We start from the raw sequence: 22,534 nt of genomic DNA, 5'->3' as shown, positions 1-22,534 counted from the left end.
CTCTCCTTACATTTCGTGCCCAGCTCTAACTGGCACAAATCTCAACAGAGAAAAAATCTGAATCAGAATGTGTGTGGACACAGTAGTGGCTAAAGGATAGCGTCCAGCTCCAATATTCAATCAGACCATCTGTGAGGGATCACATGGAGCTACTGCTCATCATTGCTGCCGCTTGCATCCTTGCGCTTTTGACTCTTCGATTCAAAGCCGCAAAGATTATTGCCAAGCTGACAGGAGACCTGCGTCAACGGGAAGAAGTAATCGCCCGGCAGCAACAGGAAAACCTCGACCTGCTAAGCCGTGTTGCTGCTCTATCGAAATATCAAAGCATCATCGACGCGGAAGAATGGGCTAAAAAGCTCATTTTCGAAGCGGAACTTGAGTTGGCTAAAGCCAAACAAGACGCCGCCCAGGAACGCCAAAGCGCCAATCTCGCTGCAAAAACCAGAATCGAGCAATCCGAAGAGAAGCTGGAGCAAGCCAGGTTGGCTGCTGACCGGATTATCGAGTTGGCCAACAAGCGAGCCGAAGAAATTGCCGGCGAAGCCTACGCAGCAATGAACCGAGCCAAGGAATTTGCAGAAACCGCCAAAGCAATGAAAAACATTGTCGAGGGTTATGGTGACGCGTACATCGTTCCAACCTATAACCTGCTGGATGACCTAGCCGAAGAGTTCGCCTTTACTGACGCGGGGAAAAAGCTCAAAGCCGCCCGCGATGCAACTCGCTCGATGGTCAAATCCGGTAGGGCCGCAAACTGTGATTATGCTGAAGCCAATCGAAAGGGAACGGCGATCCGTTTTGTTATCGATGCCTTTAACGGCAAAGTCGATTCGATCCTCTCAAGGAACAAAGCTGATAACCACGGTAAGCTGGAGCAGGAAATCCGGGATGCCTTCGCGCTGGTCAACCATAACGGCACAGCCTTTAGAAACGCTCGGATTACTGACGAATACCTCGCCTCCCGGCTTGAAGAGCTCAAGTGGGCAGCCACCGCACAAGCGCTGAAAGACCAGGAACGCGAAGAGCAACGGCAACTGCGCGAACAAATTCGGGAGGAAGAAAAAGCACGTCGCGAGTTTGAACGCGCAATAAAAGACGCCGCGAAAGAAGAAGAAACCATCAAAAAGGCGATGGACAAGGTTCTTCAGCAGGTCGCTACCGCCAACGATGCTCAACGTGCCGAATACGAGGCCAAACTTCGGGAACTGGAAAGCAAACTCCAAGTTGCCGAGGAAAAGAACCAGCGTGCGCTATCAATGGCCCAGCAGACCAGAGCCGGCCACGTGTATGTGATTTCCAACATTGGATCTTTCGGTGAGGAAGTGTTCAAGATTGGCATGACCCGGCGCCTGGAGCCCAAGGACCGTATCCGCGAACTTGGCGATGCCAGCGTACCGTTTGAGTTTGACGTGCACGCAATGATCTTCAGTGATGACGCTCCTGGCCTTGAAAAGACTTTGCACCGCCACTTCCTGCGTCGTCAGATGAACAAGGTTAATCCACGGAAAGAGTTTTTCCGGTTGGAGCTGACGGAGATTCGCGCCGAACTGGAAAGCCTGGGAGTCGAAACCCATTGGACCATGGCGGCTGATGCACATGAGTTCCGCGAAACCATCCGACTTGAACAGCAGATTCTAGAGAATCCGGTCATTGCGCAGCAGTGGACGCGCCACCAACTTGAGTTTGAGCCTCAGGAAGAACTTGAGGAGGCGCAAGAAGCGGTCTAACAACATTGTCAGGTGTATTGCGGGCATAACTCGTTGCTCGCACATATGCCTGACACCCCGCCAACGCAATCAGTCCCTCATCCCCTTCCTCGGCGATCCTGACAATTCGTTGAGCAAACGCTCCGTCAAGTTCGGCTCTCTCTCCTCCATAAACCACCCCGCCGGCACCGGTGGCGGCAGGCACTGCATCACCTCTGACAAAGGGCGGCTGGGCGAGGATGACTGACAGCCGCAAATCAGCGGTAGCCAGGCGATCCATAAGGCGTGCTTGGCGTTGTTTGGCATCGGTCAGAGCCCTCTGGTGGGTTTGGTCGTTGGCTTGCAGGCGCTGCTCCAGGGCGTAGCGTTTGTCGAATTCGCTGCGATGCTGTGATGATGAGGCGAAGGCCAGCTCTTTGAGCGTTTCAGTGTGGAGTTGTGCTTGTTCGGCCAGTTTCCGTTCGTACCGCCAAGTCTGGATTTGCCACCCGCCAGCGGCGCAGATGACAAACAAGACAACCAGAACGACTCCCCGCGCATTCAGCACAAAACCGCCCTTGCCCAGATCCACAGGTCGATACGCGCCTCCAGACCATTCGTGCCACCGTTAATGCGCCGGGTGATGCCAACAAAATCATCCTGATCAGCCAATGCATTCAACCCATTCGCCCACCAATACCAAGCTGCCGATTCAGCCGCCCATTGAGGTTGTTCCAGCAACTCCGGCTGCTTGAGCAGGCGCAGATCTTCAAACAGCGCCAAGCTGCATCTGAGGTAGTTACGTCGGCCCGTTATCTGGATAAGCCCGCGCCCTCGGTAGCGCTGGCCATCACCGTCAGCCTCTGGTGTGTTGCCCAGCAGTTTCGCCAAAGCCCCGGTATCATAGCGGCTCAGGTACGTGTCGTTCCCCTGCTCCCGCACATACCGCAGTTGCCCCGACTCGTGGCCAATCTGCGCCAGGAATGCTGCCTGGCGCTGTCGGGTGTTGATCTCTCGACGCCCCATGGCATCGTTCAGTACGGACACAAAAACGCCCGCTTGTTCGCGGGCGTTGGGGAAGATTTGCTGCAGCTGTTTCTCGGTGATGTTCATTTTCGGCCTCGACTGGAGTCACACGGTTACATTGGCCCCCAAATTGGTCCGTTATCGCACTGATAAAGCCTGTAGCTTTCATACCTTACATAAATCGTAGAGGGGCTCATTGGGATGGTCATAAAGTCTCGCCCCATGGCCATATACGACATGCTCGACATCTCGGCACGAGGCTTCTGCAACGTTTGATCTGTCGCCTGACAGTTATTACTTACAGCATATTCCCTCCAACCAGAGCAAGCAGCCAACAATAGAACTGTAGCGATCACGATTATTTTATTCATGGCACCACCCCGTCTTTTGGGTAGGTTTCTTTTATCCGTTTGATCGTAGAGTAAAAGGGTTCAACTTTAGACAGTTTCCCTTCATGCATTCCGTGCCACAACATGTCCAACTGATCCTCTATCGGAGGATAATTCTGCGCACGAAGTTTTTTGTAACTTATTTTGTGCTCAATTCTCATATACCGTCTCGAAGTCTAAAAACGGCCACGCTTGTACTTTTATCTGATAAACACCTTTCTGGCTTATGCCTATTTCCACATCGGTTCCGTCGGCCAAATAGCATTGATCGTCAACCCATATCAACGCATCCACGGGCACCCCCTTAAGCGACTGCCCGTTCAGGCTGACAGAGCTAGGTGGCCTGGCCACTAGCGTGCAATCGTCTATGTAATCTCTCGACTGGTCGATCACAGCCTCATGCGCAAGAAACAATCGACCGGAATAGAGTTCCATCACTGCCTGATCAGCGTTGGGGTACGAAATGACTGAGAGAATTCTCCCGGATAGATCATATTCAACGATATTCATCGTTTAACCTCCAGAATCGTCATCGCCCGATTTGCAACCCAAAGAATGTAATATCCGCCCGCCGCTGGCGTACATTGCAACTGAGCTGTCACCGTACCGGCAATACCGACTATTACTGATATCGCATGTGTATTGAACGGTCGCGGATCGCCTGTAGTGGTGCTAACACCACTCATTAACCCTGAAGTCAAAATTGAACCATTCACCACAAGCCGCCAATGTGCGAAGCTTCCATTGGAAGAAAACTGGATAGTTGAATTGAGCAATGTTGACTCTCCAGAACCGACATAACTCAACGAAGTTACCGGCTGCCAATTAAGCGCCGTTCCCGAGGGGCGGATAGTCATCATCTCAGCCGCATAGTAAGAAACAGGCAGCGTCACAGCCCGACCTGCAATCTTCAACGTATCCACCGCGAGATCCTGAATATGCCCGCTGGTGACTGCCAGGTTCTGTATCTGCGCGGAGCCAATCGCAGCAGCGGCTACCTTCAGGTTGGTAATCGAGCCGTTCTCAATGAACGCCTGATTGATAAACATCTGCCCGTTCTGCACCACAAACGGCGTGAATACCTGCCCACCCGCCAAGGTGTTAACCATGGCAAACCGATCCGCACTCACCAGAAACTGGCTTTGCAGCCCGGCCTCGGTATTCTCGATGCCCAACCCAAACCCAGCAGCCACATACTGCCCGTCCTGGTTCAGCTCCATCTTCACCGCCCACATGGCCTGGAGCTTGTCATCCGTGCTGGCCAGGGCTTGGCTGACCTGCTGCACCGAAGCCACCGCATCATCCACTGAGGCGACGACGGTATTCAGTTGATGGGCTTGGGCGATGAGCTGCTCGCCCTGCTGTTCGATGCTGCTGGAGTTCGCTTCGACCTGATAGGCCAGTGCATCAGCGGTCTCGGCAACGGTGCCGATGTCCAGCCAATAATCGGGATCGGGTGGGGCCACGCCTTGCACCGGTTCTCTGGCTTGGAACAGGCGGCTGCCCAGGCGAACAATCTCCCCCGCCGAATAGGCCTTGGTTTCGTCATACGCCAAGGCATCGCTCACCTCGCTGAAAAGCTCTTTCAGCTCCTCTCGGGTCTTCTCCAGCCGGTCGTTCACCGAGCCAGGCCCATCGCCAGTGATCAATCCAATCTCACCCAGCAACTCCTGACCCAGCTGGCTGGCGCCAATCTGCCCCGCGATCAAATCCAGAATCGGCCCGGCCTCGGCGCTGGCTTGTCCGGCCAGACCATTGCCAACGGGATACCAAGGCCCGACATTGCCAGTGCGATCAACCAACCGAGCCCAGAAGTAGAACCGAGCCCCCGCCGCCAGCCCCTGCAAGTCATGCGCAGCCTGCGGATAAGCGAAGTCGCCAAGTTTCTGTGCATTTTCAAACGCGGGCACCTGCGAGGACCAAACCTCTGTGCGCTGTGTATCCTCAGCCCCGGCAGGGAAGCCCCACTGCAAATCAATCCCAAACAACTTGTCTTGGGTACGCAAAAACGCCACCGAAGGCGGCGGCGTGATCTTGCCCTCAATGGTGGTCAACACCGAGCTGGCCGGTATGGAGGAGACATCCAGCACATTCACCGCCCGCACCCGCGCCAGGTACTGGCCGGAGTACACGCCCACTACATCCACCAACAGTTCTCCGGTGCGCGGAATCCGTACCCAATCCCCGGCGCCGCGCCGCCACTCAACGTCATAGCCCACCGCATACTCAGCGGCGTGCCAGGCGATGGTCATGGTGGTCACCGCCAGCCCTTGTTGTGTGGAGATGCTTTGCGTGATCAGCACGGAACTGGGCGGCGCCTGCACGCCGGGTGGAATCACGGTCACCGGCGGTGGGTCGATCTTGCTCGCGTAGTCCACTGCATCGTATTTGCCCGGTTCATGCTGGATCAGCGTGAGCTGGAACTGCTGCCACTCCGGTCGCGTGATGCTCAGCACTTTGAATTGCAGGGTCGCCAGGTCATCAGCATCGATCACCCAACCGCACTCCGGCAGCAGCAGCTCGCTGTACTCGGCGGCAACCGTCACCGCACGCCCGTTCACCCGCGCAATCAACCGCGACTCGGACGCACCACTGGGCAAGTTGCAAATCAACCGCGACCCAGACGGAATCTCCACATCCCGATCCAACGTAACCACCCGCCCCGCCACCGCCGACACCCGCCCACCATTGGCGCGCCCCGCCAGCAGCTCATCACTCAAACGAATCAACTGCCCCGGACGCGGTATCTGTCCATCCAGGCCAACACGCATCGTCGCCGGGCGTGTCTGCGTTTGCTCGCTGACCAACGCAAACATCCCCGCCCGCTGCGCCTGCCCGCGACTGGTGCAACCCACCGCGCCCAGCGGCAAATCCTGAATCCCGAACTTCGCGATGCCGTCCTCGACAAACACCGGCTCCTGCTCGGTCTCAAAGCTGTTGTCGGGATTGTCCCAACTGACCATCGCCCGCGTATGCCGATCCCGTTTGCGCACGCCCTGGTATTTGAGGCTGATGATGTTGCCGCGATGAAAGTTGTAGACCGGGTCTTGCGGCATGTCGGCGTTGACCACCATCTGGCTGCCGTCCCAATAGGCCATGCCGTGGAAGATCGAGGCGATGTCTTCGAGGACGATGTACGCCTCTTCCTGGGTTTGCAGATAGAGGTTGCAGGTGAAGCGCGGCTCGGTACCGCCCTTGCCGTCCGGGACCATTTGGTCGCACCACTGGGCGATGCGGTACAAGGCGTAGCGGTTGACCATCGCCGCGTTGAGCCGCTCGCCGAGGCCGTAATAGGAGTGCAGCGCCAGGTCGTACCAGACCCAGGCGGGGTTGTTGCTGTAGGCGAGTTTGAAGGTGCCATCCCAGATGCCGATGTAGGTGTGGGTTTCCGGATCGTAGTTGCTGGGCACACGCAGGATGCGGCCGCGCATCAGGGCCGAGAGTTTGGGCACGTTGTTGAATTGCTCGGCATCGAATTCGATGCCGCCCACGGCGGTGAGGGGGTAAGTCAGTTCGGCGTCGATGATTTCGGTGATCGACTCGACGCGCATCATGTCGGCGATCAGGCTGCTGTTTTGGTTGGGGGTCAGCCTGCGGACGCGTAGGGTCCACTCGCTACCTGAGGGCAATTCCAGGCGATGAGAGCGCTCGTATTTGGTGGTGTTTTTGCGTGCGACGAAGGCGGTCAGCACTGGCAAATAAGCGCCGCCATCGGTGGCGATATCCACCGCGTAGTCGATGCGGTAACCGTTGATATTGCCGTTGGCGTCCTGCGCCTGGAGCTGGGGCCAGGACAGTCGCAAGCGCACGGCATTGATCTCGTCATTGCTGACCGAACGCACCCAAGGCGCCTCGGAGCGCAGTTCGACGCCGATGACGATCTCGTTGTTGATTTCGGGGAAGCCAACCAGGCGATCCTGATTCAAGGTGCCCGAGCGGAACTGCCAACGCGCCCGAGGGAAATTCACGGTGCCATCGGCAGCTTGGAGAGGCGTGCCGTCCAGCTTGATGGATTTCAGCCCATCTACCGGACCGACGATTTCGCCCCAGCTAAAGGCGTATAACAGTTTCGCGGTGGCGATGGAGGGTGCGCTGTCGCTGGCGATATAGGGACGATTGGGCTTGCTGCTGCCAGCCTTGGCGCCGACGACATAACTGCCCATGGCCGCGTCAGACCTGATCCTGGGCGTAGATGCCGCCACTCAACACCGCGCCGCCAATCTCGCGCTCACCATACAAAACCGGCCACGGATTACCCTGCGCGACGGTGGTGACCGCGCCACCGAACGCGTAGCTGGCGCGATTGCCCTCCTCGTCTCGGCCCAGACCCGGCTTCGGGATCGGTGCAAGCATCTGCATCACACCGCCGACAGCCGCGCCGGTGCCCGCTGCGATCAGGCCCATGCCCCAAGGTGACGTGGTGCCGAAGCTGAAATACCCCAGCGCCACCAACGCGACGCCGAGGATGGTCTGGAACAGCCCCGCACTTTTACTGCCAACCACCAACGGCACGATGCGGATCACGCTGTCGTCGCGAGTGCTGAGGGGCAATTCCTGCTCGCTCAGATTGCGTTGGCCGGCGAACACCGAGAACACCAACCCTCGCGACTCGGCATCCCGCAGAAAGCGCTCAAAGCCCGGCATCAAATAGCACAACGCACTGATGCCCTCGGCGGGGCTGGACAGCTCCAGCGGAAAGTCCCGCCCAAAGTGCTTACGCAGCACGCCATACAACCGCACCGTGCGCTGGCTCATAAGCGTGCCTCGCGATGTCGCAGTATCAACCGCGTGCGCTGCGCCCAATCCGGTCCATACACCTCGCGGGTCGAACTGCGCCCGTACAGGTGATGAATAAAAAACGGACCACTGCCACCCAAATCGGGCGCCCGTTCGCTGGAGAGCGAACCGTCCGTGCCTAAAAATATCGCCGCGTGGTTGGGGTGATAGGTACGGCCGATTTCCATGATCAGCACATCGCCGCGCTGGGGATTGTCGACCTGCACAAACCCGGCTTCGGCAAAGTGATGTTGGTAGAGGCTCGGGCCGTGTTTGTCCTCCCACCAACGGTCGGTGCGCGGGTAGTCAGGCAAGGTCAGCCCCCACTCCCGCGCATACCAATCGCGAATCAGCGTGTAGCAATCCAACACGCCATGGGTGAAGTCGCGCCCCAATAGCGGCGCGGTGTAGCCCTCGGGTTTGAGCCAACCGATCTCGCCACCCGGCCAAGCCACAATCGCCCAGGGCAACTCATGCAACTCACAACTCACCCGATCCGCCTGACTGGGCCGAGCACTGCCGTTGTTATGGCTATGCACCACCGCCAGCACCTGGCCTTGATCCTCGGCCTCGCACCAGGCATTGCGGCTGATCAAAAAATGCTCCGAGGCACTGGCAGCAGCGTTGAGACACGGCCAATACACGCGACCGCTGCCGGTGCGGATCAACAACCCACACGCCTCTTCCGGATACCTTGCCTCGGCGTGCTGCCGCATCTGCGCCTCCAGGGCGCGGCTGATTCGCATGGCTACCTCCGAATAATCAAACTCGAACCCGGCGCCCCACCAAACCGCGCGGTGTTGCCGCGCACCTTGCAACTGCGCCAGCGCCCGGCGCAGCGGTCTTGTGCGGGGTCATCAGTGGGTTCGTCGTGCTTGGTGAACAACGCCGTGCCGATGTACGCGCAGGCCTCGCCTCGGTACTGGTTCATGCAGGCCCAGCGGCACAGGCTGGTGATTTGTTGCGTGGGGACTTTGATGCCCTGCAAGTCCGCAGGGCTGGAGAGTTGGAACTCCAGCTGCATCTCGTCTTCATCGGTTTTCTGTTCGATAAACCAGCTCATCACCCGCTGCTGGTCACTGGCCTGCGGGTTGCCCTCGGGGAAGTTGGCGGCATCGAGGTAATGGCGGAAGGTTTCGCGGATGGTCACTTTGGCGCCGGCCAGGTCGTCCAGATGCAGGCACAGCGCTGAGAGGGCGCCACGTATACCGGCGATTTCGTTGCCGACTGTCAGCGTTGGCAGTGCGGGGCGACCGTCCCCGTTGAGGTCAAGGCCTTTGGCTTCGATGCTGATCGGCTCATAGGCCTGGCCCTGCCAGATGATCGTGCCGTCCTGCATGTGGCCGTGAAAGCGCATCAGGTCGCCGCCCAGGTGGGTGGCGTCGACTTCGTACAAGCGCACTGCGTCACCCGGCTCCAGCAGTTGGACGTCGGTGTTGATGGCCATGGCGAGTCAGGGGTAGAAGACTTGTTGGAAGGTCCAGCTCAGGGTGTAGATACCTTTGCCGTGGGGCAGCAGGCGGTATCCGGTTGCGCGAAAACGCGCTGCGTTGCCACCTGGTGGTGTCCATTGGAAAGAGCGTGAGCCGCGATGCAGATCGAGGAATGCTCGCACCGGCTGGATCTTGGCCAGCACACCGGTCACGGAAACGTCCCAGGCTTCGGCTTGATTGTTGAGGCCAACGCCGATCACCTGCACGTAGCCGTCGCCAAACTCATTGGTCTGCACGCGCTGCTCGATCTGCCCGGATGAGCCAAGGCGCACGGGCCAAGTGAACGTTTCCATCTCATCTAAACCGCACATGAGCCACTGATAAAAACGTACGCCGCTCAAGAAGCATTTTGAATCAACTCCCTCGTCAAGGGTGCGGCAACCAGCGCCGAGTCAGTGGTAGTTTTCCTGCGGTCAACTCTCGCAGCGAGCTATACACAATGAAAAAAGCACTGCTCGTAATATCCCTGTTCACCACCGTTCCGGCTGCATTGGCTTTAGCCTCGCCAGTGACGGTAGAGGTTACCGGTGACGCCGTTCATTACACCGGCGATCTGAATACCGACGCCGTCGCCAAGCTGGCCGACCTGGTAAAAGCGTCGAACGGAACCGTCGCCAAACTGGTAATTGATTCCGGTGGCGGTGATGTCAACGTCGGAATGGATCTCGCCGAGATCGTATTGGCCGCAGAACTTGATGTGATCGTCAAACGGCTCTGCGCCTCTTCTTGCGCCAATTACGTCTTCCCTGCTGGCAAACACAAACAGGTCACATCCGGCGCTGTCGTGATTTGGCACGGATCACCCATTCAAGAAGGTCTGATGGCAGGCCCTACCCTTGAGGACATCAAATTCGAGGACGGCGCCGCGTTATCTGAGAAAGACAAAATAGCCTTGTTAGAAAGCCTGCGGGGCGAAGCAATTCGCTATGTCGAAGACGCCAAAGTGAGGCAAAACGCGCTCTTCAAGAAAATCGGCATGGATGATCGCATCACGGTCATGGGGCAGCAGCTCAAAGCAGCCCAGGAATGGACGGTATCAATCAAAGACATGGAGCGCTTTGGCATTCGCAATGTGTCTGCTGCTGATGACTACGGCCTAAACGTACCTGCTGAAGTGACCGAACGCGGTTTTAAGCTTCTTCGTCTGGATGATTTTCCGGACTTTGCAGCGGCGCTGAGTTGGCAAACGCCTGGATAACGCAGCTCACCTAAACTGTCTGCCAGAGACATCGAGCAAACCGTTTTGCCGTTGTTCCTGGCGGATGACTTGCCGGACGGCCTCTTCAATCGCCTGTCCCATCTGCTGCGCGAACTGCTGGGCGCCCGCGTGGGAGGTGACGGACATTGCACTGTTGCCCCGCGCATCGACGTTGATGTTCACGCTAACCGAAGGCATTGGCTGCGCACTGCCGGGCGGTGCCTGGGCCAGGAATTGTTTGAGATCGCGATTGGTGCGACCGTCCACCACACGCTCGCCCTGTTGCAGCAACCAAGTGCCGGTTTTCGGAATCGTGTCGATGCCTTCGTGGGCCATGCCGACCAAGGTAGTCGCGGCGATCATGCCCACCGAGGCATAGCCCAGCGCCCGAACCAACGCCGCCGCTGCCGGACCGGCTGGCCCCAGTTCCAGAGCCTTGGTCGCTGCCACTTCGGTGTTGATGATCGCCTGGGCCATGGCCGCTGCTTTGCTGGCGAAAAACAGCAGTTTGTACGCTGCCGAACCTTCACCGGCGAGTTGCTTGAACAGGTCGGCTGCGTTACCGGTAAGTTCGCTAAACACGCCGAGTGTGGCAGAGCTATAGGCGTCTTGAATCGCGGCGAGCCGGTCATTGTTCTGTTGGTTGATCTCGGCAACTCGGTCCAGGTACTGCTGCTCGCTGGTGAGTTTTTGGTCGAAGAACAGTTGCTGACGCTCCAGCTCTTTGTCGCGCCATTGCTGCAGTTCTCGCTCCACTTCGGTGAGGCGAATCAGCTCAGCGCTTGGGCCACCGACGGAGCTGTCCAGCCCCATAAAGGCCGGCGCTTTGCCGACCGATGCACCAGAGATTGCATCGGCTGCGGTGCGGTACTGATCCGCCGATAAACCGCCCTGCTTTTGCAGTCGGTCGAGTTCGGCAAAGCGCTTACGTGTGCTGACCAGCAGGTTGTCTTCCTGCTGCTGAATCTCCGCCAACAGGTCCTGATAGCCGCGTTGCGTATTGAGTTGATCAACCGCCAACGCCGCCCGTTGCAGCTTGATTTTTTTCAACTGATCGAGCTGAGCCAGTGAGCCTTGATTGATCTCGTACTCAATGCGGGCGCGTTCGGTTTTCTGATCGCTTAGCTGGAGCTGCTCGCGCAATGAACGCAGGGTTCGCTCGTAACTATCCTGAAGCCTTTGCGCTTCACGCTGGGCGGCTTCAGCGGCTTGGCGAGCTTGACGGTTCGCCTCTTCCTGGGCTCGGTTAGCTGCCTCTTGCGCGTCCTTGAGTTGGGCGACGGCCTGTGCGCGGGCGAGTAATGCGCGACCGGCTTCGGTCTGGTTGAGCTGATCCCGATCGGCCTGTCGATTGATTTCACCAAGGGCCGAGCTGTCCCGCAGACGGGCCATCTGCTCGACCAAATTGTTGATACGCCGCTCCCACGCAGCGGTCAGCTCGGCATCTGGTGGCTTGATGCTTTGCAGTCCCGTGCTGACCCCTTCAGCGGCGCTCTGGGCGTTGCGCAATATGCCGTCCAACGCGTCGATACGCTTGCCTGCCTCATCGGCCTGCTGCTGACTGCGGGCATAGGCACCGGCCAGGCCTTCGATTTGATCACGCAGCTTTTGACTCGGCCCAATGGCCTTGATCAGCGCCTGAGTCGCCGCATCGATATCCTGCCCGCCAGCTATCGCGTTCCGAAACGCCGCCACCGCACGGTCTCTGGCAAAGGGATTGGCGCTGTAGCTATCGCCCCATTTATCCAACAACTGGGCGCGCTGGCGAATATCGCGGAGTGCTTGCTCAGCGGCCTTGCGCGCTTCGTTCTGCTGGTCGAGCAACTGCTTGAAAATCGGACGCCGCTGGGCATTGCTCAGGGCCTCCCACTCCTTGCGCAGCTCGGCCAAAGGACGCTGCAAATCCACCGTTGAAACGCGGGCTTTGTCCGCATTGTCACTGAACAACAGAAAACTGGTGGCCGTGGTCCCCACCAGAAACGCCAACCCCATCGGCCCACCCAGCACCGCCGCGACACCCGACATCGCCCGCGCCGACAATGAACTCGCAGCCGCATAAGCCGCCTGAGCCGTTGTCGCAGCGCGAGAAGCCTCCAGATCCGCGAGCTTCGCTGCCGTCAGCGCCCGTGTTGCGGTGTTGAGTTGCTGCGCCGTCACCGCCGCAGCCACACGCTGCTCGGCCAACAACACCTCGGCCTGGGTCACGCGCGCGATCATCGCCGAAGTATCCAACGCCGCCCGCGCACGGCCCAACTCAGCCGAATACGCCAGCCGCGCCGCGTCTACCTGCTGATACAGCGCCTTGATGCTTTCCGCTGCCGTCTGAGTGATCCAGCCCAACCCAGTGCCGACGGCGATGGCCGACAGTGCGCCCAGATTGTCTGCCACATAATTGATCGCCTGCGCCAACTTCGCCGTGACCTGCGAGCCGCTGTCAGCAGTGCCGATGTACTGCATAAAGGCATCACGCAGACGCAGCCCCGCATCCGCCACCGAGGTTGCCATGCCGTCGGTTTCCTTGCGCATGCGGTCGATCTGACTGACCCAGGCCTTGGCGACGACATCCACCGTCAACTTGCCCTCGGACGCCATCAAGCGCAGCTCATCGCGGTTCTTGCCGAGGGCATCCTGCAACGCCTGCAACAGACGCGGCGCCTGCGTGACCACCGCGTTGAAACCGTCGCCCTGCAACTTTCCGCGCTCCAGGGACTTGCTGACCTGATCAATCACCGAGGCCGTGGCCTGGGCCTTGGTGCCACTGACCGTCAGGCCCAGCGATAGGGCTTCGGTCATGTTCAAGGCGTCTTCGGCGGTACCGCCGTAGTCCTTGAGCACGCTAGCGGTGCGGATGAAAAGCTCGGCGTTTTCGGAGAAGGCTTTGAAGGTGACGCGGCCGATGTCCATCAAACGGGATTGGGCTTCGGCGAAGTCGGCCTGGGAGTCGGTGGCGAGTTGAAGGCGGGAGGCGATTTGGCCCCATTGGTCGGCCATGGCGATCAGGTTGCCGACGGCCAGAGCTCCGGCCATTACGCGGACATAACTGCCAACGGTGCCGGAGAGTGAACCGAGGGCTCGCTCCTGGGCACGGATTGCAGCTTCCTGAGCGCGCCAGCCTATGGAGGCTTCACGGTTGCCGGCAGTGACGGCGCGTAGGTAGTCGCGCCCTACTCGACCGGCGCGGGCCATTTCGCGTTGGTAGGCGCTGGTTTCGGCGGAGACGCTGACGATTAGGGAGCGTAAGGTTTGTCCGGCCATGGGTACTTCCAACGATTAGGCATCACACCTCCCCGTCCAGATCCACCACTTTGATCTTGAGATCAAAGAAGTGCCGCCAGTGTTCAGTCCAGGTGAACTCATCAACGCTCGCCACATCGATGATCCCGAGTTTCGCCCACTCAGCAAACTTCGCATTGTTGTACACAAAGGGGTTTCGAAGAATTCCGGAACCAAGATCCAAGGTCATCAACCGCAGACTGAGCAAGGCTCCGTTTTTATACTCCACTCCGCCATAGCGGCACAGCACGGTATCGACCTGCTTCACCCCGAAGGAGTTGAGCGCCTCGATTTCCAGATTGACTGCCGGATAAAAGAAGCGCCCGTCGCCTCGGGCAACCACTTCGGCATAGGCGGTGCTGCTTTTGAAGGCACGCTGATCATCTTCGCTAATGCTCAGGTTGCCGCCTTTGTAGATCCGGGCGTTGAGTAGTGTCATTGCAGATGGCGTCTTCACCAGCCGCAGAACGGCGGCCTCGCAGTTTTCGAGCAGCACGAAGGCAAGACGTGGGTCGTTGCCAAAGCGATAAAAGCCCACAGCAACAATGAAAACGCCAAGAAGTAACAGCCCACCAAAACTCAAAAGAAAACGCCTGCTGATCGACCGCACGAGCATTCTCCCTTGGTTGAGTGCTAGTCCCTAGTCCAAACACTCTCAATGAAATCAGCGACATCTATTGAAGCAACACGGGTAAAAACCGAAGGCGAACCTACCGTCCCACAACCGCCTCTGAGCCCATAACTCAAGACACCGAGTTGCTCAAATTCACCGTCTGCATTCGACACAAACAAAGGGCCGCCAGAGTCCCTCTGGCAGGCGTCGACTCCGGTACCACCGGCACAGATCTGCAAGCCGTTCATAACGTTGGCCTTCGGACTGATACTCGCGCAGACCTCGTGAAGGACGTAGGGAAGTACCCCTTCTTGTAGCCGGTTCACATACACGCTGGGGTTAGGAGCATCAGGTAAATCATCATCCGGCTGAGGCGTTACGTCGCCCCAGCCAATTACGCTCAACTCGCGCCCCACTTGTTCATACTCGGTACTCTGCCTTACAGCCAGGGCTATAGGTCGTACATTTTGCACCGGGTCCGAGAGACGAAGGAGAGCCACATCGTAAGCATCACTGTTGTGCTCTTTTGAGCCGTACCGGGGATGCAAGTGAATGGCACTTACACTGACCAATCTTCCTTTTTGATCATCGACCAAATTCGTACGTCCCACTAATACTTGAAGATCTGAAGATTTGACCGGAGTGCCCGGCTCGTTAGGTTGAGTTTCGACGCAGTGCGCGGCCGTCAGCACCCATGATGGTGATATCAAGGTTGCGCCACACCAATGTCGGCTGCGGGCGTCTGTTCCGGTGCCTGTCAAAGGGGTCGATTGGACGCTCACCATGAATGGGTAGCGATCATCAGGAACGTCTTTGCCATCAATGATCGCAAATGAACTTGGCACGAACGCCAGAGGCACGAGTAATGCGTACAGTTTTGTAAGTAGAGTCATGCGCTGCTCCTGTCCTCATGCCAAGGCTTTGGCCCGTGAATATAGGAAACAGCTCTCGCACGCTTCAACGGCTAGCGAGCAAATCAGATGCATCTCACGGCTGTTGGGGCGTTGCTCTGTCAGTCTCGTCTTCATCAAAACTCGCCAAGCAACGCTGGAGTTGTACTTCCCCATCGTCCAGAGCACCTTGCTCCTGGGCACCAAAACTCCATTTTGGTATGAGGTCAAACGCCGAAACTTTCACACCTTGTGCCTGATAAATCGCGGCTGCCAGGACGGCCGTTTGCATATCGCCACGTACATCACTAATCGGTGACTCACGGTTGTAGGCTTGCCACAGGAACAGCTCCTCCGCGCTCAATTGCCCCACCAACTCATGCAGGGTCTTACCGAGCCGCAAAGCCAAAGCCATGAGGAATCCCAACTCCGGCTCAGCGTTTATCCGTTTCCCGCCGCGTCCACGGGATCAGATGAGCCCGCATCAACACTGACCCCACTCAACTCAAACGCTTTAGCCACCAACCGATCATGCACAGGGCTAAACGCCTCCGCCAATTCATCGACATCGTCATCACCAAACAACCTGCGACCCGACAACTCAAACAACGTCCGAGCCAAAACAAACGCATACAACGGCACACTGAACACCTCAATCAGCGGCTCCTGGGGTTGATCGCCCTCATCACCAACAGGCCGTTCCTCACTTAACCCCGCCGCCACACGCGCCTGCCGAACCTGCTCCAACGCCCGCCGTCGATACTCCAACCAATCACCCGCGCTCAGCGCTCGAATCACCACCGTGGCGCCCTCCCACTCATCAACCTGCACGCTCTCATGTTTGAAATTGCGTAGGGGGTCGAGGATTTTGTCGCGCAGGTCGCTATCGCTGGTTCTTGCACGCGGCATCACGCACCTCCATTGCCGGTATCAAAGCTAACCGCCCCGGTGATCCGCACATTGAACGTGCCATTCACCGTGCTATTCGGCGCGGCGTCCCAGGTGAACTGAGTCACCAGCCCCAGAAACAGCGAGCTGGTTTTGTCCTTGAACACCACTTTGAATGCACGCGGCTCACCGTCATCCCGCGCTTCACGTAAGACGGTTTGCGCCTCGTCGTTTGCCTTCCAGTTGCCGGACATGCTGAAGGTGCCGTTGTCCGCCAAGCCGGTGGTGAACTCCTTAGCGTCGCTGGCCAGGGTGGTGGTTTCGATCTCGTCGGACTGCCCGCCCTGGAACTGCGGTTGTTTGATGGTCACCGAGAGGTCAGCGAATTCCAGGGTGTCGTCCGCAGGGTCGGTGGTGCTGGTTTTCGACACGCTGACCTGCGTGCCTTGGGATTTAACGTACTTGGACTTGGTCGGCGTCTGGCTGGCCATGGTGCCTCCTAGGGTTGCAGGGTGTACTCCCAGCTCACGCGGAACAGGCGAGTGTCGGGCTCGTAATCATCGGGTAGCCGCAGCGCTTCGCTGACGCAAAACTCGGGGCCGCTGGCGGACATCAGGTCGAAGGCTTGTTCGGCCAGGAGGATCGCTTCGCGTTTGCTCAGCGCCCAGGCGTCGATCTGGATTTGCGCGTCGGTTGAGCCGTCCCAGCCGGAGAGCGTCCAGCCTGCGCCGCCGCTGATCAGGGTCCAGGTGATGCGTGGGGACGCGGCGTCAGCCGGGGCGATTTCCGGGTAGACGCGGCCGTCGGCCAGCGTGCCGATGCGGGCGGCGATGGCGGTTTCGATCATCGGGCGAGCAGTGCCTGGTCGATAGCCTGGGCGAGTTTGCTGCGCACTGCGCCTTCGATATCAGGAAGGCTGCGGTCCCAGGTTGGGCGAATGAAGGGTTTGGCGGTCATCTTTGAGGTGCCGAGTTCCAGAAAGCGCCAGTAGAAAGGTGCCGGTGAGTTCTTCGGGCGTCTCACGCTGACACCCGCCACGGCGGCACCCGGTGTGGCCCGCTGGCGCAGGCGTTTAGCAACGATATGTTTTTGCAGTTTGCCGCTGCGGATGGGCGCGCTCTTACGGGTGCGGTCCTGGGCTACGCGGGCTCCGGCCAATGTGGCGTCGCGCACCACTTTGTTGGAGGTGGCTTTGGCCAGGCGTTGGAAGTCGGCTTCCAGTTCTGCGAGGCCCATGACGCGTAGCGAAGTATCAAGCATTGGCCTTCACCGTTTTGCACATCAGCTTGAGTTCGCATCGGGCGTAATCCAGCAGGGCCGCTTCGATCAGGTAGAAGGTGTCGCCCTTCACCACGCGCATGCCGGAGACGATGCCCTGGCGCGGGCGGATCAACACTTCCGCCGTCACTTCCCGTTGCTCCTGAGCTGCTGCCATCCAGGCTCTGCCGGAGACTGGGCGGATCTCGGCCCAGGTTTCGCCGACGTCCAGCCAGATTTCGATCCATCCGCCGATATCGTCTTGCACCCGAGTCAGGCGTTGGAGCGTCACCCGATGGCGCAAGCGACCGGCACGCATCACACACCTAAATTTCGGCGGAACGGTGCGAGCAAGGATCGCGAGCAAGTGGGCAAGTCGGTGCGGCCGGTTTCACTGAACAGGTCGACACGGCTGTCGTAAAAGTGCCCGAGGATCAGCAGGCAGGCGGCGAGAATCGATGGGGTGATCAGCATTGGGTCGTGCCCGGCATCACCCGCGAGAACGGCCTGTTCCAGATCTGATGTGCTGGCGAAGAAACACCGCTGCACGTACTGCATCGCGGCATCTTCTGCAGCATCCAGATAGCGTTGCACCAACGGCTGATCAACCGGTTCAGCTCGCAAATGGAGCATCGCGGTTTCGATATCGATGACGCTCATGATCAAGCCGCTTTGAGTCGGCGCCCTTCTGGCGCAGGCACCGTGAATGGGCCATGGATAAAGGCCTCTGGGCGCTTCACCGCCAGGGCGACGCGTTCTTCACAGCGGATGGAGATCAGGTTTTTCTCGAAGTCATCCGCGTTCTCGGTGCTGACCACTACATTGGCGTCTTCCCGGTCGAACAACTGCGCGCCAGTACGGAAGGCGCCGGTCAGGAACTTGCCTTCAAACCCACTGGCCTCGGTCGCCACCACCGGCAGGCCCCACAATACAGGCCCAGCGAGGCCCAGAGGGTTGGCGAGGATGTAGCGGCCCAGTGTGTCTTTGGTCAGCTCGATCTTGGCCCAGTCGATGAAGTGCAGGACGTGGCCGCTGGAGGGCAGTCGTGCGAGTTGGGCTTGCAGCATTGCCAGGCGTAGGTCATCGATGCCGGATTGCTGCTCCACCGCAAAGGCTGGGGCATACACCGATGCCTGGGGCACGATACCCATCAGGTGATTGCCCGTGCCGTCGCCGAACAGCACCTCCTCCTCTTCCACATATTTGAGGCCGTAGCGCATTTCGATATCGACGGTGGATTGCAGTTGAGTGAAGTCATCGAGGATCTGCTTGGCGGCTTTGAACATGTGCGCCAGGGTGGAGACGGCGGTGATTTTGATGTCGAACTTGATGTCCGAATAGGGCTTGGCTTGCCCCTCTGGCACAACAGCGGCGGCGTTGGTGAAGCCGGTTTGCTGCACCCAGAAAATCGCCGGGGCAGTGGTTCGACCTGGGGCAATCAGGTCGCGGATGAACAGGCGTTGTTTGGGCAAGGCATCGATGCCGGGGAGACGTTGGGGTTCGACGACGCCTTCGGGAATATCCTTGGAAAGCAACGCGGCATTCACCGGAATGCTGATGCGCTTGCCGCCCTCGACGCTGGAGGCGAAGGCTTTGAGGGCTTCGCTTTTGACCACGCAGGCGCCGAGGCTGTCCTGAGACGGGGACGCCGTCGGGCTGGGCAGCCGGGCGAATTCCTGCTCGATCTCGCCAAGCCGGGTTTTCAGTTGGATTTCGGCTTCGGTCAGGCTGTTGAATTTCAGCGCCAGTTCATCGACTGCAGCCTTCGTTTGTTCAGATAGACCGCCTGCCTTACGCGCTTCGCTCATGGCCTCCTCGGCCTGTTTGCTGAAAGCGCTGGAAGCACGCTCCAGCTCGGCGGAGACCTGTTTGAGCAGGTCGTGGGTGGTGTCGGACATGATTTATCCTCCCGGTTTCAGTGGGATGGCAGCCCGAAGCCGGGCCAGGGCGAGTTCCAGTTCAGCTACAGGGGTGTACTGCAAGCGGTTCAGGTAACGGCGCGCCAGCAGGCCGGCGGGTTTCGCGCCTTGCTTGATAGCGTCAGAGGCAAGCAAGTCATCGGCAAAACCCTGCTCGACGGCGGCGCTGCCGGCGATCCAGCTGTCGGCGTTCATCAGGTGTTGCATCGCGTCTTGGGAGTCGCCGGTGCGGGCGGCGTAGATATTCGCCATGGCCTGATCGAACGGCGCCAACCTCTCGGCCATTTCCATCAGGTCAAAGCGGTTGCCCATGGCAACGACCCAGCAGTTGTGGATGTTCAGGAAACCGGCGCGGGCGATGCGTACCTCGTCTCCGGCCATCGTAATAATCGACGCTGCCGATGCGGCCAGTCCCAACACCTTGACTACAACGTTGCCGGAATACTCCCGCAGCAGGTTGTAGATCGCCAAGCCTTCGAACATGTCGCCGCCCGGCGAGTTGATGTTCACCGTAACGTCAGCGCCGTCGAGTGTGCGTAACGCGGCGGCGATGCGTTTCGCGGTGACGCCCTCGCCTGTCCAAGGATCGAAGCCAATGGGGTCGAAAATTGAGATGCTGTGCTCATCCTCATTCGCGGCGCGGATGGATGGGTTCCAACGCTCCAGCGCCAAGGGCCGAACCTCGCCGGATAGCTGGGCGCACGGCTGCAACTGCGGCGCGAGCGGCAGGGCTTTTTGGGTCATGGGGACTCCGTGTTACGCGGCGTTTTGTTTGCCCAGTTGCTCCAAAGAAATCATTGCAGCCTGGACCGTGAAGATTTCGCCGCCAGGGATCGGTGGCAGGTTTTCAAAGCGACGGACCTCGTTGCGGTTGAACCAGGCATGGTCCAAGCCAGCAATGTAGAGAGCAGCGCGACCAGCACTGTCGGCGCGTAGCAAACCTTCGACAGAGAATTCGACGAAGACCTGTTCCGCGTCATTTTCATCGATCAGACAGCGGTTGATTTCCTGTTCGATATTCACCAGCAACGGGCGTAAGCAGTTGGTGAGGAAATGCAGGTTCTGTGCCTCGACACTCGCGGCCCAACTGCTCTGCTTAGTCATGTGTCCCACCATAAACGGCGGCACGCGAAACCAGCGGCAGATCTCTTCAACATTGAAGGCGCGGGTCTCCAGCATCTGCGCGGCTTCGGGGTTCATGGTGATGCCTTGGTACTTCAGGCCAGCTTCCAGCACCATGGTTTTTCCGGCGTTTTTCGAGCTGCTGAATTCCTCCAGGCTCTTGCGCAGGAGCTCACGTTGTTCTTTGGTCAGGGTGCCTGCACCTTGCGCGGCGCCGCCTTCAACGGTGAGAAAGCCCGAGGCTTGCAAGCCGTTGGCGAAGACCTTGGCAGCGGCCTCCTCTGCCGACATCGAGGCGCCGAAGATGTCGCGGCCAGTGGTGATTGGCAACATGCCGCAGATGCCGTCCAGTCCGAAGCCACGGATGTGCACCAGATGCTTTTCCGGGATCTCGCGTTGGCCCTGGGCCTCGTTGTAGAGGTACTGCAATCGACCGCTGTCCAGACGTTTGACCGTCATGCATTGCGGCAGCAACGGCACCAGTGCCACAAGGCGTGAGCCGATGACCTTCTTCTCGATGAAAGCGTTGCCGCGCAGGCAGAGGCTGGCGACCACCATCAGCATGAAGCGCTGCTGGGTCATTTCGATATTGGGTGAGCGACACAGCACACGGTACAACGGATGGTCCGTGGCGGGCTCGCGGGAGCCATCGGGCAGTCGGCGGTAGAGCTTCAGCGGTAAGGTGGAGACCGACTCCGAGAGCAAGCGCACGCAGGCCCAGACTGTCGACAGGCGCATAGCGGAATCGACCGAAACGGCTTTGCCGCTGCTGGAGGTGCCGAACCACTCCTGCCAGAACGCCTTGTCGGTTAGACCGATGGGCACGCCGAGCCACTGCTGCAAGGCGGCGCGCAGTCGTCCGGGTTTCCAAAGTTTCACGGTCAGACGCCCACCATGATCGGGTTGTTGAAGAAGCCTTCGCGGTCGCCGACTTCGGCCAGCCAGGAATGGCAGGCACAAAAAATCCGGTGCTCTTATGGGGAGCCCGGATTTATTAGCTGACGATGAATTAGCTCAGTACCTGAAGTTGAAAGCGAAGCTCAAGAATCCTGAACGGCAACGCGCGCAGCTTTGATCGCCTCTGCTTTCTGTACGACTTCGCGCTGTGAGGCGTTAGCTTTGTCAATGACGCCCATATAAAACGCCCGTCGGTCTTCGTCAGACGTTTTGGTGAAAAACTCAGTCAATGCGCTGGTTTTCCTAACTTTTTCCGTACTCATTGATTTCGTGCCTCTGTTAACAGCTCAACGAGCTGAACCTGATCATAAATCTGGGGAATCAGAGCGTCAATCGCGTCGGCAGTTGCGTCGAGCTCTGACCATTTGTCGACGCCGACAAAGTTCTTGATCAGTAGATCGATATGAATCTGTTCCCCATACAGGCGCTTAAGCTCAATGACGTTGTTCCGGGCAGCGATAAACTGTCTGGCAAACTCGGGGAGTGGGATATTCCGGCCTTCCGTAAGCTCTCTAGCCTGAACAAATTGCCACGCCAGTTCTGGCAGTTGATAAACATAAATGATCTGGACTTTTCTGCGGTTTCCCAAGGCTCGGTCGATATTTCGTCTGGCGACCTCAAAATTGGCCATGGTGCCGTCCAGAATGAACGACAACCTCTTGTCAAAAGCCCGGTCCAGAACCTTTTCCAGGATTTTTGTCACTGCGCGCTGAAAAAGGTAAGAGTTACGGCCATCGTACCCAGGAATCAAGCTGCGAAATTCATCAGGATCGATACGAAGAACTCGCTTGGAATAAGGGCTTAACTGTTCATCCAAGCCTTGCGCCATAGCCTTCGACACTTCCGTTTTACCAGCGCCGGGCGATCCGGCCATGAATACCGTAAGGGGTGCCTCTTCGCTGAAGTACATCTCGGTGTCGGCGATCTGACGGGCCAGAGCTGTCCGGTTCGCTCTGGCGTACTCAAAAGCAGCATGTTCGATAGCTAATTCTTCTGGTGTCATACCTGACTCAGCCCTTTGATTCACCAGGCCTGAGCTTACAAC

25 protein-coding genes are annotated in these 22,534 nt (G+C 58.5%); 2 read left to right on the top strand and 23 right to left on the bottom strand.

Going from position 1 to position 22,534, the window contains the following annotated elements:
• Window positions 1-143 precede the first annotated feature (143 nt).
• Window positions 144-1,730 (top strand): DUF4041 domain-containing protein, encoded by a 1,587-nt coding sequence (locus ACLD1Y_RS19225; protein ID WP_429479418.1) that lies wholly within the window; start codon window positions 144-146, stop codon window positions 1,728-1,730.
• Here the strand turns inward: ACLD1Y_RS19225 and ACLD1Y_RS19220 are convergent.
• The 8 genes from ACLD1Y_RS19220 to ACLD1Y_RS19185 all read right to left on the bottom strand — a co-directional run bounded on the left by ACLD1Y_RS19220 (window position 1,651) and on the right by ACLD1Y_RS19185 (window position 9,665).
• Window positions 1,651-2,280 carry a lysis protein gene (locus ACLD1Y_RS19220; protein ID WP_429479417.1) on the bottom strand — a complete coding sequence of 210 codons (630 nt, stop codon included), beginning with the start codon at window positions 2,278-2,280 and terminating at the stop codon, window positions 1,651-1,653. The two genes, ACLD1Y_RS19225 and ACLD1Y_RS19220, sit on opposite strands and share 80 nt — an antisense overlap.
• Window positions 2,250-2,801: a glycoside hydrolase family 19 protein gene (locus ACLD1Y_RS19215; protein ID WP_429479416.1), complete on the bottom strand. Its 552-nt coding sequence runs from the start codon at window positions 2,799-2,801 to the stop codon at window positions 2,250-2,252. Before ACLD1Y_RS19215 ends, ACLD1Y_RS19220 begins: the two co-directional genes overlap by 31 nt.
• Before the next feature lie 452 nt (window positions 2,802-3,253).
• A complete protein-coding gene (locus tag ACLD1Y_RS19210; protein WP_429479415.1) occupies window positions 3,254-3,613 on the bottom strand; it encodes a hypothetical protein in 360 nt (119 codons plus the stop codon).
• Window positions 3,610-7,266 carry a host specificity protein J gene (locus ACLD1Y_RS19205; RefSeq protein WP_429479414.1) on the bottom strand — a complete coding sequence of 1,219 codons (3,657 nt, stop codon included), beginning with the start codon at window positions 7,264-7,266 and terminating at the stop codon, window positions 3,610-3,612. Before ACLD1Y_RS19205 ends, ACLD1Y_RS19210 begins: the two co-directional genes overlap by 4 nt.
• A gap of 7 nt (window positions 7,267-7,273) precedes the next feature.
• On the bottom strand, window positions 7,274-7,858 hold the full coding sequence (locus ACLD1Y_RS19200; protein WP_429479413.1) for a tail assembly protein: 585 nt from the start codon (window positions 7,856-7,858) through the stop codon (window positions 7,274-7,276).
• Window positions 7,855-8,625, bottom strand: a complete 771-nt coding sequence (locus tag ACLD1Y_RS19195) for a C40 family peptidase (RefSeq protein WP_429479412.1) — start codon at window positions 8,623-8,625, stop codon at window positions 7,855-7,857. Before ACLD1Y_RS19195 ends, ACLD1Y_RS19200 begins: the two co-directional genes overlap by 4 nt.
• 2 nt (window positions 8,626-8,627) lie before the next feature.
• On the bottom strand, window positions 8,628-9,326 hold the full coding sequence (locus tag ACLD1Y_RS19190) for a phage minor tail protein L (RefSeq protein WP_429479411.1): 699 nt from the start codon (window positions 9,324-9,326) through the stop codon (window positions 8,628-8,630).
• A gap of 6 nt (window positions 9,327-9,332) precedes the next feature.
• Window positions 9,333-9,665, bottom strand: coding sequence for a phage tail protein (locus tag ACLD1Y_RS19185; protein WP_429479410.1), 333 nt, complete (start codon window positions 9,663-9,665; stop codon window positions 9,333-9,335).
• A 146-nt stretch (window positions 9,666-9,811) separates the two neighbouring features.
• Here ACLD1Y_RS19185 and ACLD1Y_RS19180 point away from each other — a divergent pair, with 146 nt between their 5' ends.
• A complete protein-coding gene (locus ACLD1Y_RS19180; RefSeq protein ID WP_429479409.1) occupies window positions 9,812-10,570 on the top strand; it encodes a hypothetical protein in 759 nt (252 codons plus the stop codon).
• Window positions 10,571-10,576: 6 nt separating this feature from the next.
• Here the strand turns inward: ACLD1Y_RS19180 and ACLD1Y_RS19175 are convergent, their stop codons facing one another.
• The 15 genes from ACLD1Y_RS19175 to ACLD1Y_RS19105 all read right to left on the bottom strand — a co-directional run bounded on the left by ACLD1Y_RS19175 (window position 10,577) and on the right by ACLD1Y_RS19105 (window position 22,492).
• On the bottom strand, window positions 10,577-13,825 hold the full coding sequence (locus ACLD1Y_RS19175; protein ID WP_429479408.1) for a tape measure protein: 3,249 nt from the start codon (window positions 13,823-13,825) through the stop codon (window positions 10,577-10,579).
• Window positions 13,826-13,847: 22 nt separating this feature from the next.
• On the bottom strand, window positions 13,848-14,453 hold the full coding sequence (locus ACLD1Y_RS19170; protein ID WP_429479407.1) for a hypothetical protein: 606 nt from the start codon (window positions 14,451-14,453) through the stop codon (window positions 13,848-13,850).
• Window positions 14,454-14,476: 23 nt separating this feature from the next.
• Window positions 14,477-15,349, bottom strand: coding sequence for a serine protease (locus ACLD1Y_RS19165; RefSeq protein ID WP_429479406.1), 873 nt, complete (start codon window positions 15,347-15,349; stop codon window positions 14,477-14,479).
• Between the two features lie 94 nt (window positions 15,350-15,443).
• Window positions 15,444-15,761, bottom strand: coding sequence for a phage tail assembly protein T (locus ACLD1Y_RS19160; protein ID WP_429479405.1), 318 nt, complete (start codon window positions 15,759-15,761; stop codon window positions 15,444-15,446).
• 26 nt (window positions 15,762-15,787) lie between these two features.
• Window positions 15,788-16,255: a phage tail assembly chaperone gene (locus tag ACLD1Y_RS19155; protein ID WP_429479404.1), complete on the bottom strand. Its 468-nt coding sequence runs from the start codon at window positions 16,253-16,255 to the stop codon at window positions 15,788-15,790.
• Complete coding sequence (locus ACLD1Y_RS19150) at window positions 16,255-16,725, bottom strand: phage tail tube protein (RefSeq protein ID WP_429479403.1); 471 nt, start codon at window positions 16,723-16,725, stop codon at window positions 16,255-16,257. The genes ACLD1Y_RS19155 and ACLD1Y_RS19150 overlap by 1 nt, the downstream gene beginning before the upstream one ends.
• Before the next feature lie 8 nt (window positions 16,726-16,733).
• Window positions 16,734-17,081, bottom strand: coding sequence for a tail completion protein gp17 (gene gp17 / locus ACLD1Y_RS19145; protein WP_429479402.1), 348 nt, complete (start codon window positions 17,079-17,081; stop codon window positions 16,734-16,736).
• Entirely contained in the window at window positions 17,078-17,494 is a 417-nt protein-coding gene (locus tag ACLD1Y_RS19140; RefSeq protein ID WP_429479401.1) for an HK97-gp10 family putative phage morphogenesis protein, read from the bottom strand. The genes gp17 and ACLD1Y_RS19140 overlap by 4 nt, the downstream gene beginning before the upstream one ends.
• Complete coding sequence (locus ACLD1Y_RS19135; RefSeq protein ID WP_429479400.1) at window positions 17,487-17,810, bottom strand: phage head closure protein; 324 nt, start codon at window positions 17,808-17,810, stop codon at window positions 17,487-17,489. Before ACLD1Y_RS19135 ends, ACLD1Y_RS19140 begins: the two co-directional genes overlap by 8 nt.
• On the bottom strand, window positions 17,810-18,151 hold the full coding sequence (locus ACLD1Y_RS19130; RefSeq protein WP_429479399.1) for a head-tail connector protein: 342 nt from the start codon (window positions 18,149-18,151) through the stop codon (window positions 17,810-17,812). The genes ACLD1Y_RS19135 and ACLD1Y_RS19130 overlap by 1 nt, the downstream gene beginning before the upstream one ends.
• Before the next feature lie 2 nt (window positions 18,152-18,153).
• Window positions 18,154-19,389 carry a phage major capsid protein gene (locus ACLD1Y_RS19125; protein WP_429479398.1) on the bottom strand — a complete coding sequence of 412 codons (1,236 nt, stop codon included), beginning with the start codon at window positions 19,387-19,389 and terminating at the stop codon, window positions 18,154-18,156.
• 3 nt (window positions 19,390-19,392) lie between these two features.
• On the bottom strand, window positions 19,393-20,154 hold the full coding sequence (locus ACLD1Y_RS19120) for a head maturation protease, ClpP-related (protein WP_429479397.1): 762 nt from the start codon (window positions 20,152-20,154) through the stop codon (window positions 19,393-19,395).
• A gap of 12 nt (window positions 20,155-20,166) precedes the next feature.
• Window positions 20,167-21,411: a phage portal protein gene (locus ACLD1Y_RS19115; RefSeq protein WP_429479396.1), complete on the bottom strand. Its 1,245-nt coding sequence runs from the start codon at window positions 21,409-21,411 to the stop codon at window positions 20,167-20,169.
• Between the two features lie 161 nt (window positions 21,412-21,572).
• Window positions 21,573-21,752: a hypothetical protein gene (locus ACLD1Y_RS19110; RefSeq protein ID WP_429479395.1), complete on the bottom strand. Its 180-nt coding sequence runs from the start codon at window positions 21,750-21,752 to the stop codon at window positions 21,573-21,575.
• Window positions 21,749-22,492 carry a zeta toxin family protein gene (locus ACLD1Y_RS19105; protein WP_429479394.1) on the bottom strand — a complete coding sequence of 248 codons (744 nt, stop codon included), beginning with the start codon at window positions 22,490-22,492 and terminating at the stop codon, window positions 21,749-21,751. Before ACLD1Y_RS19105 ends, ACLD1Y_RS19110 begins: the two co-directional genes overlap by 4 nt.
• Window positions 22,493-22,534: the final 42 nt, after the last annotated feature.

It is taken from the genome of Pseudomonas sp. 18175, assembly GCF_050432925.1.
Classification (GTDB): domain Bacteria; phylum Pseudomonadota; class Gammaproteobacteria; order Pseudomonadales; family Pseudomonadaceae; genus Aquipseudomonas.
Note: the sequence above shows the minus strand (reverse complement) of the source record. Positions and strands in the feature narration are given on the sequence as shown.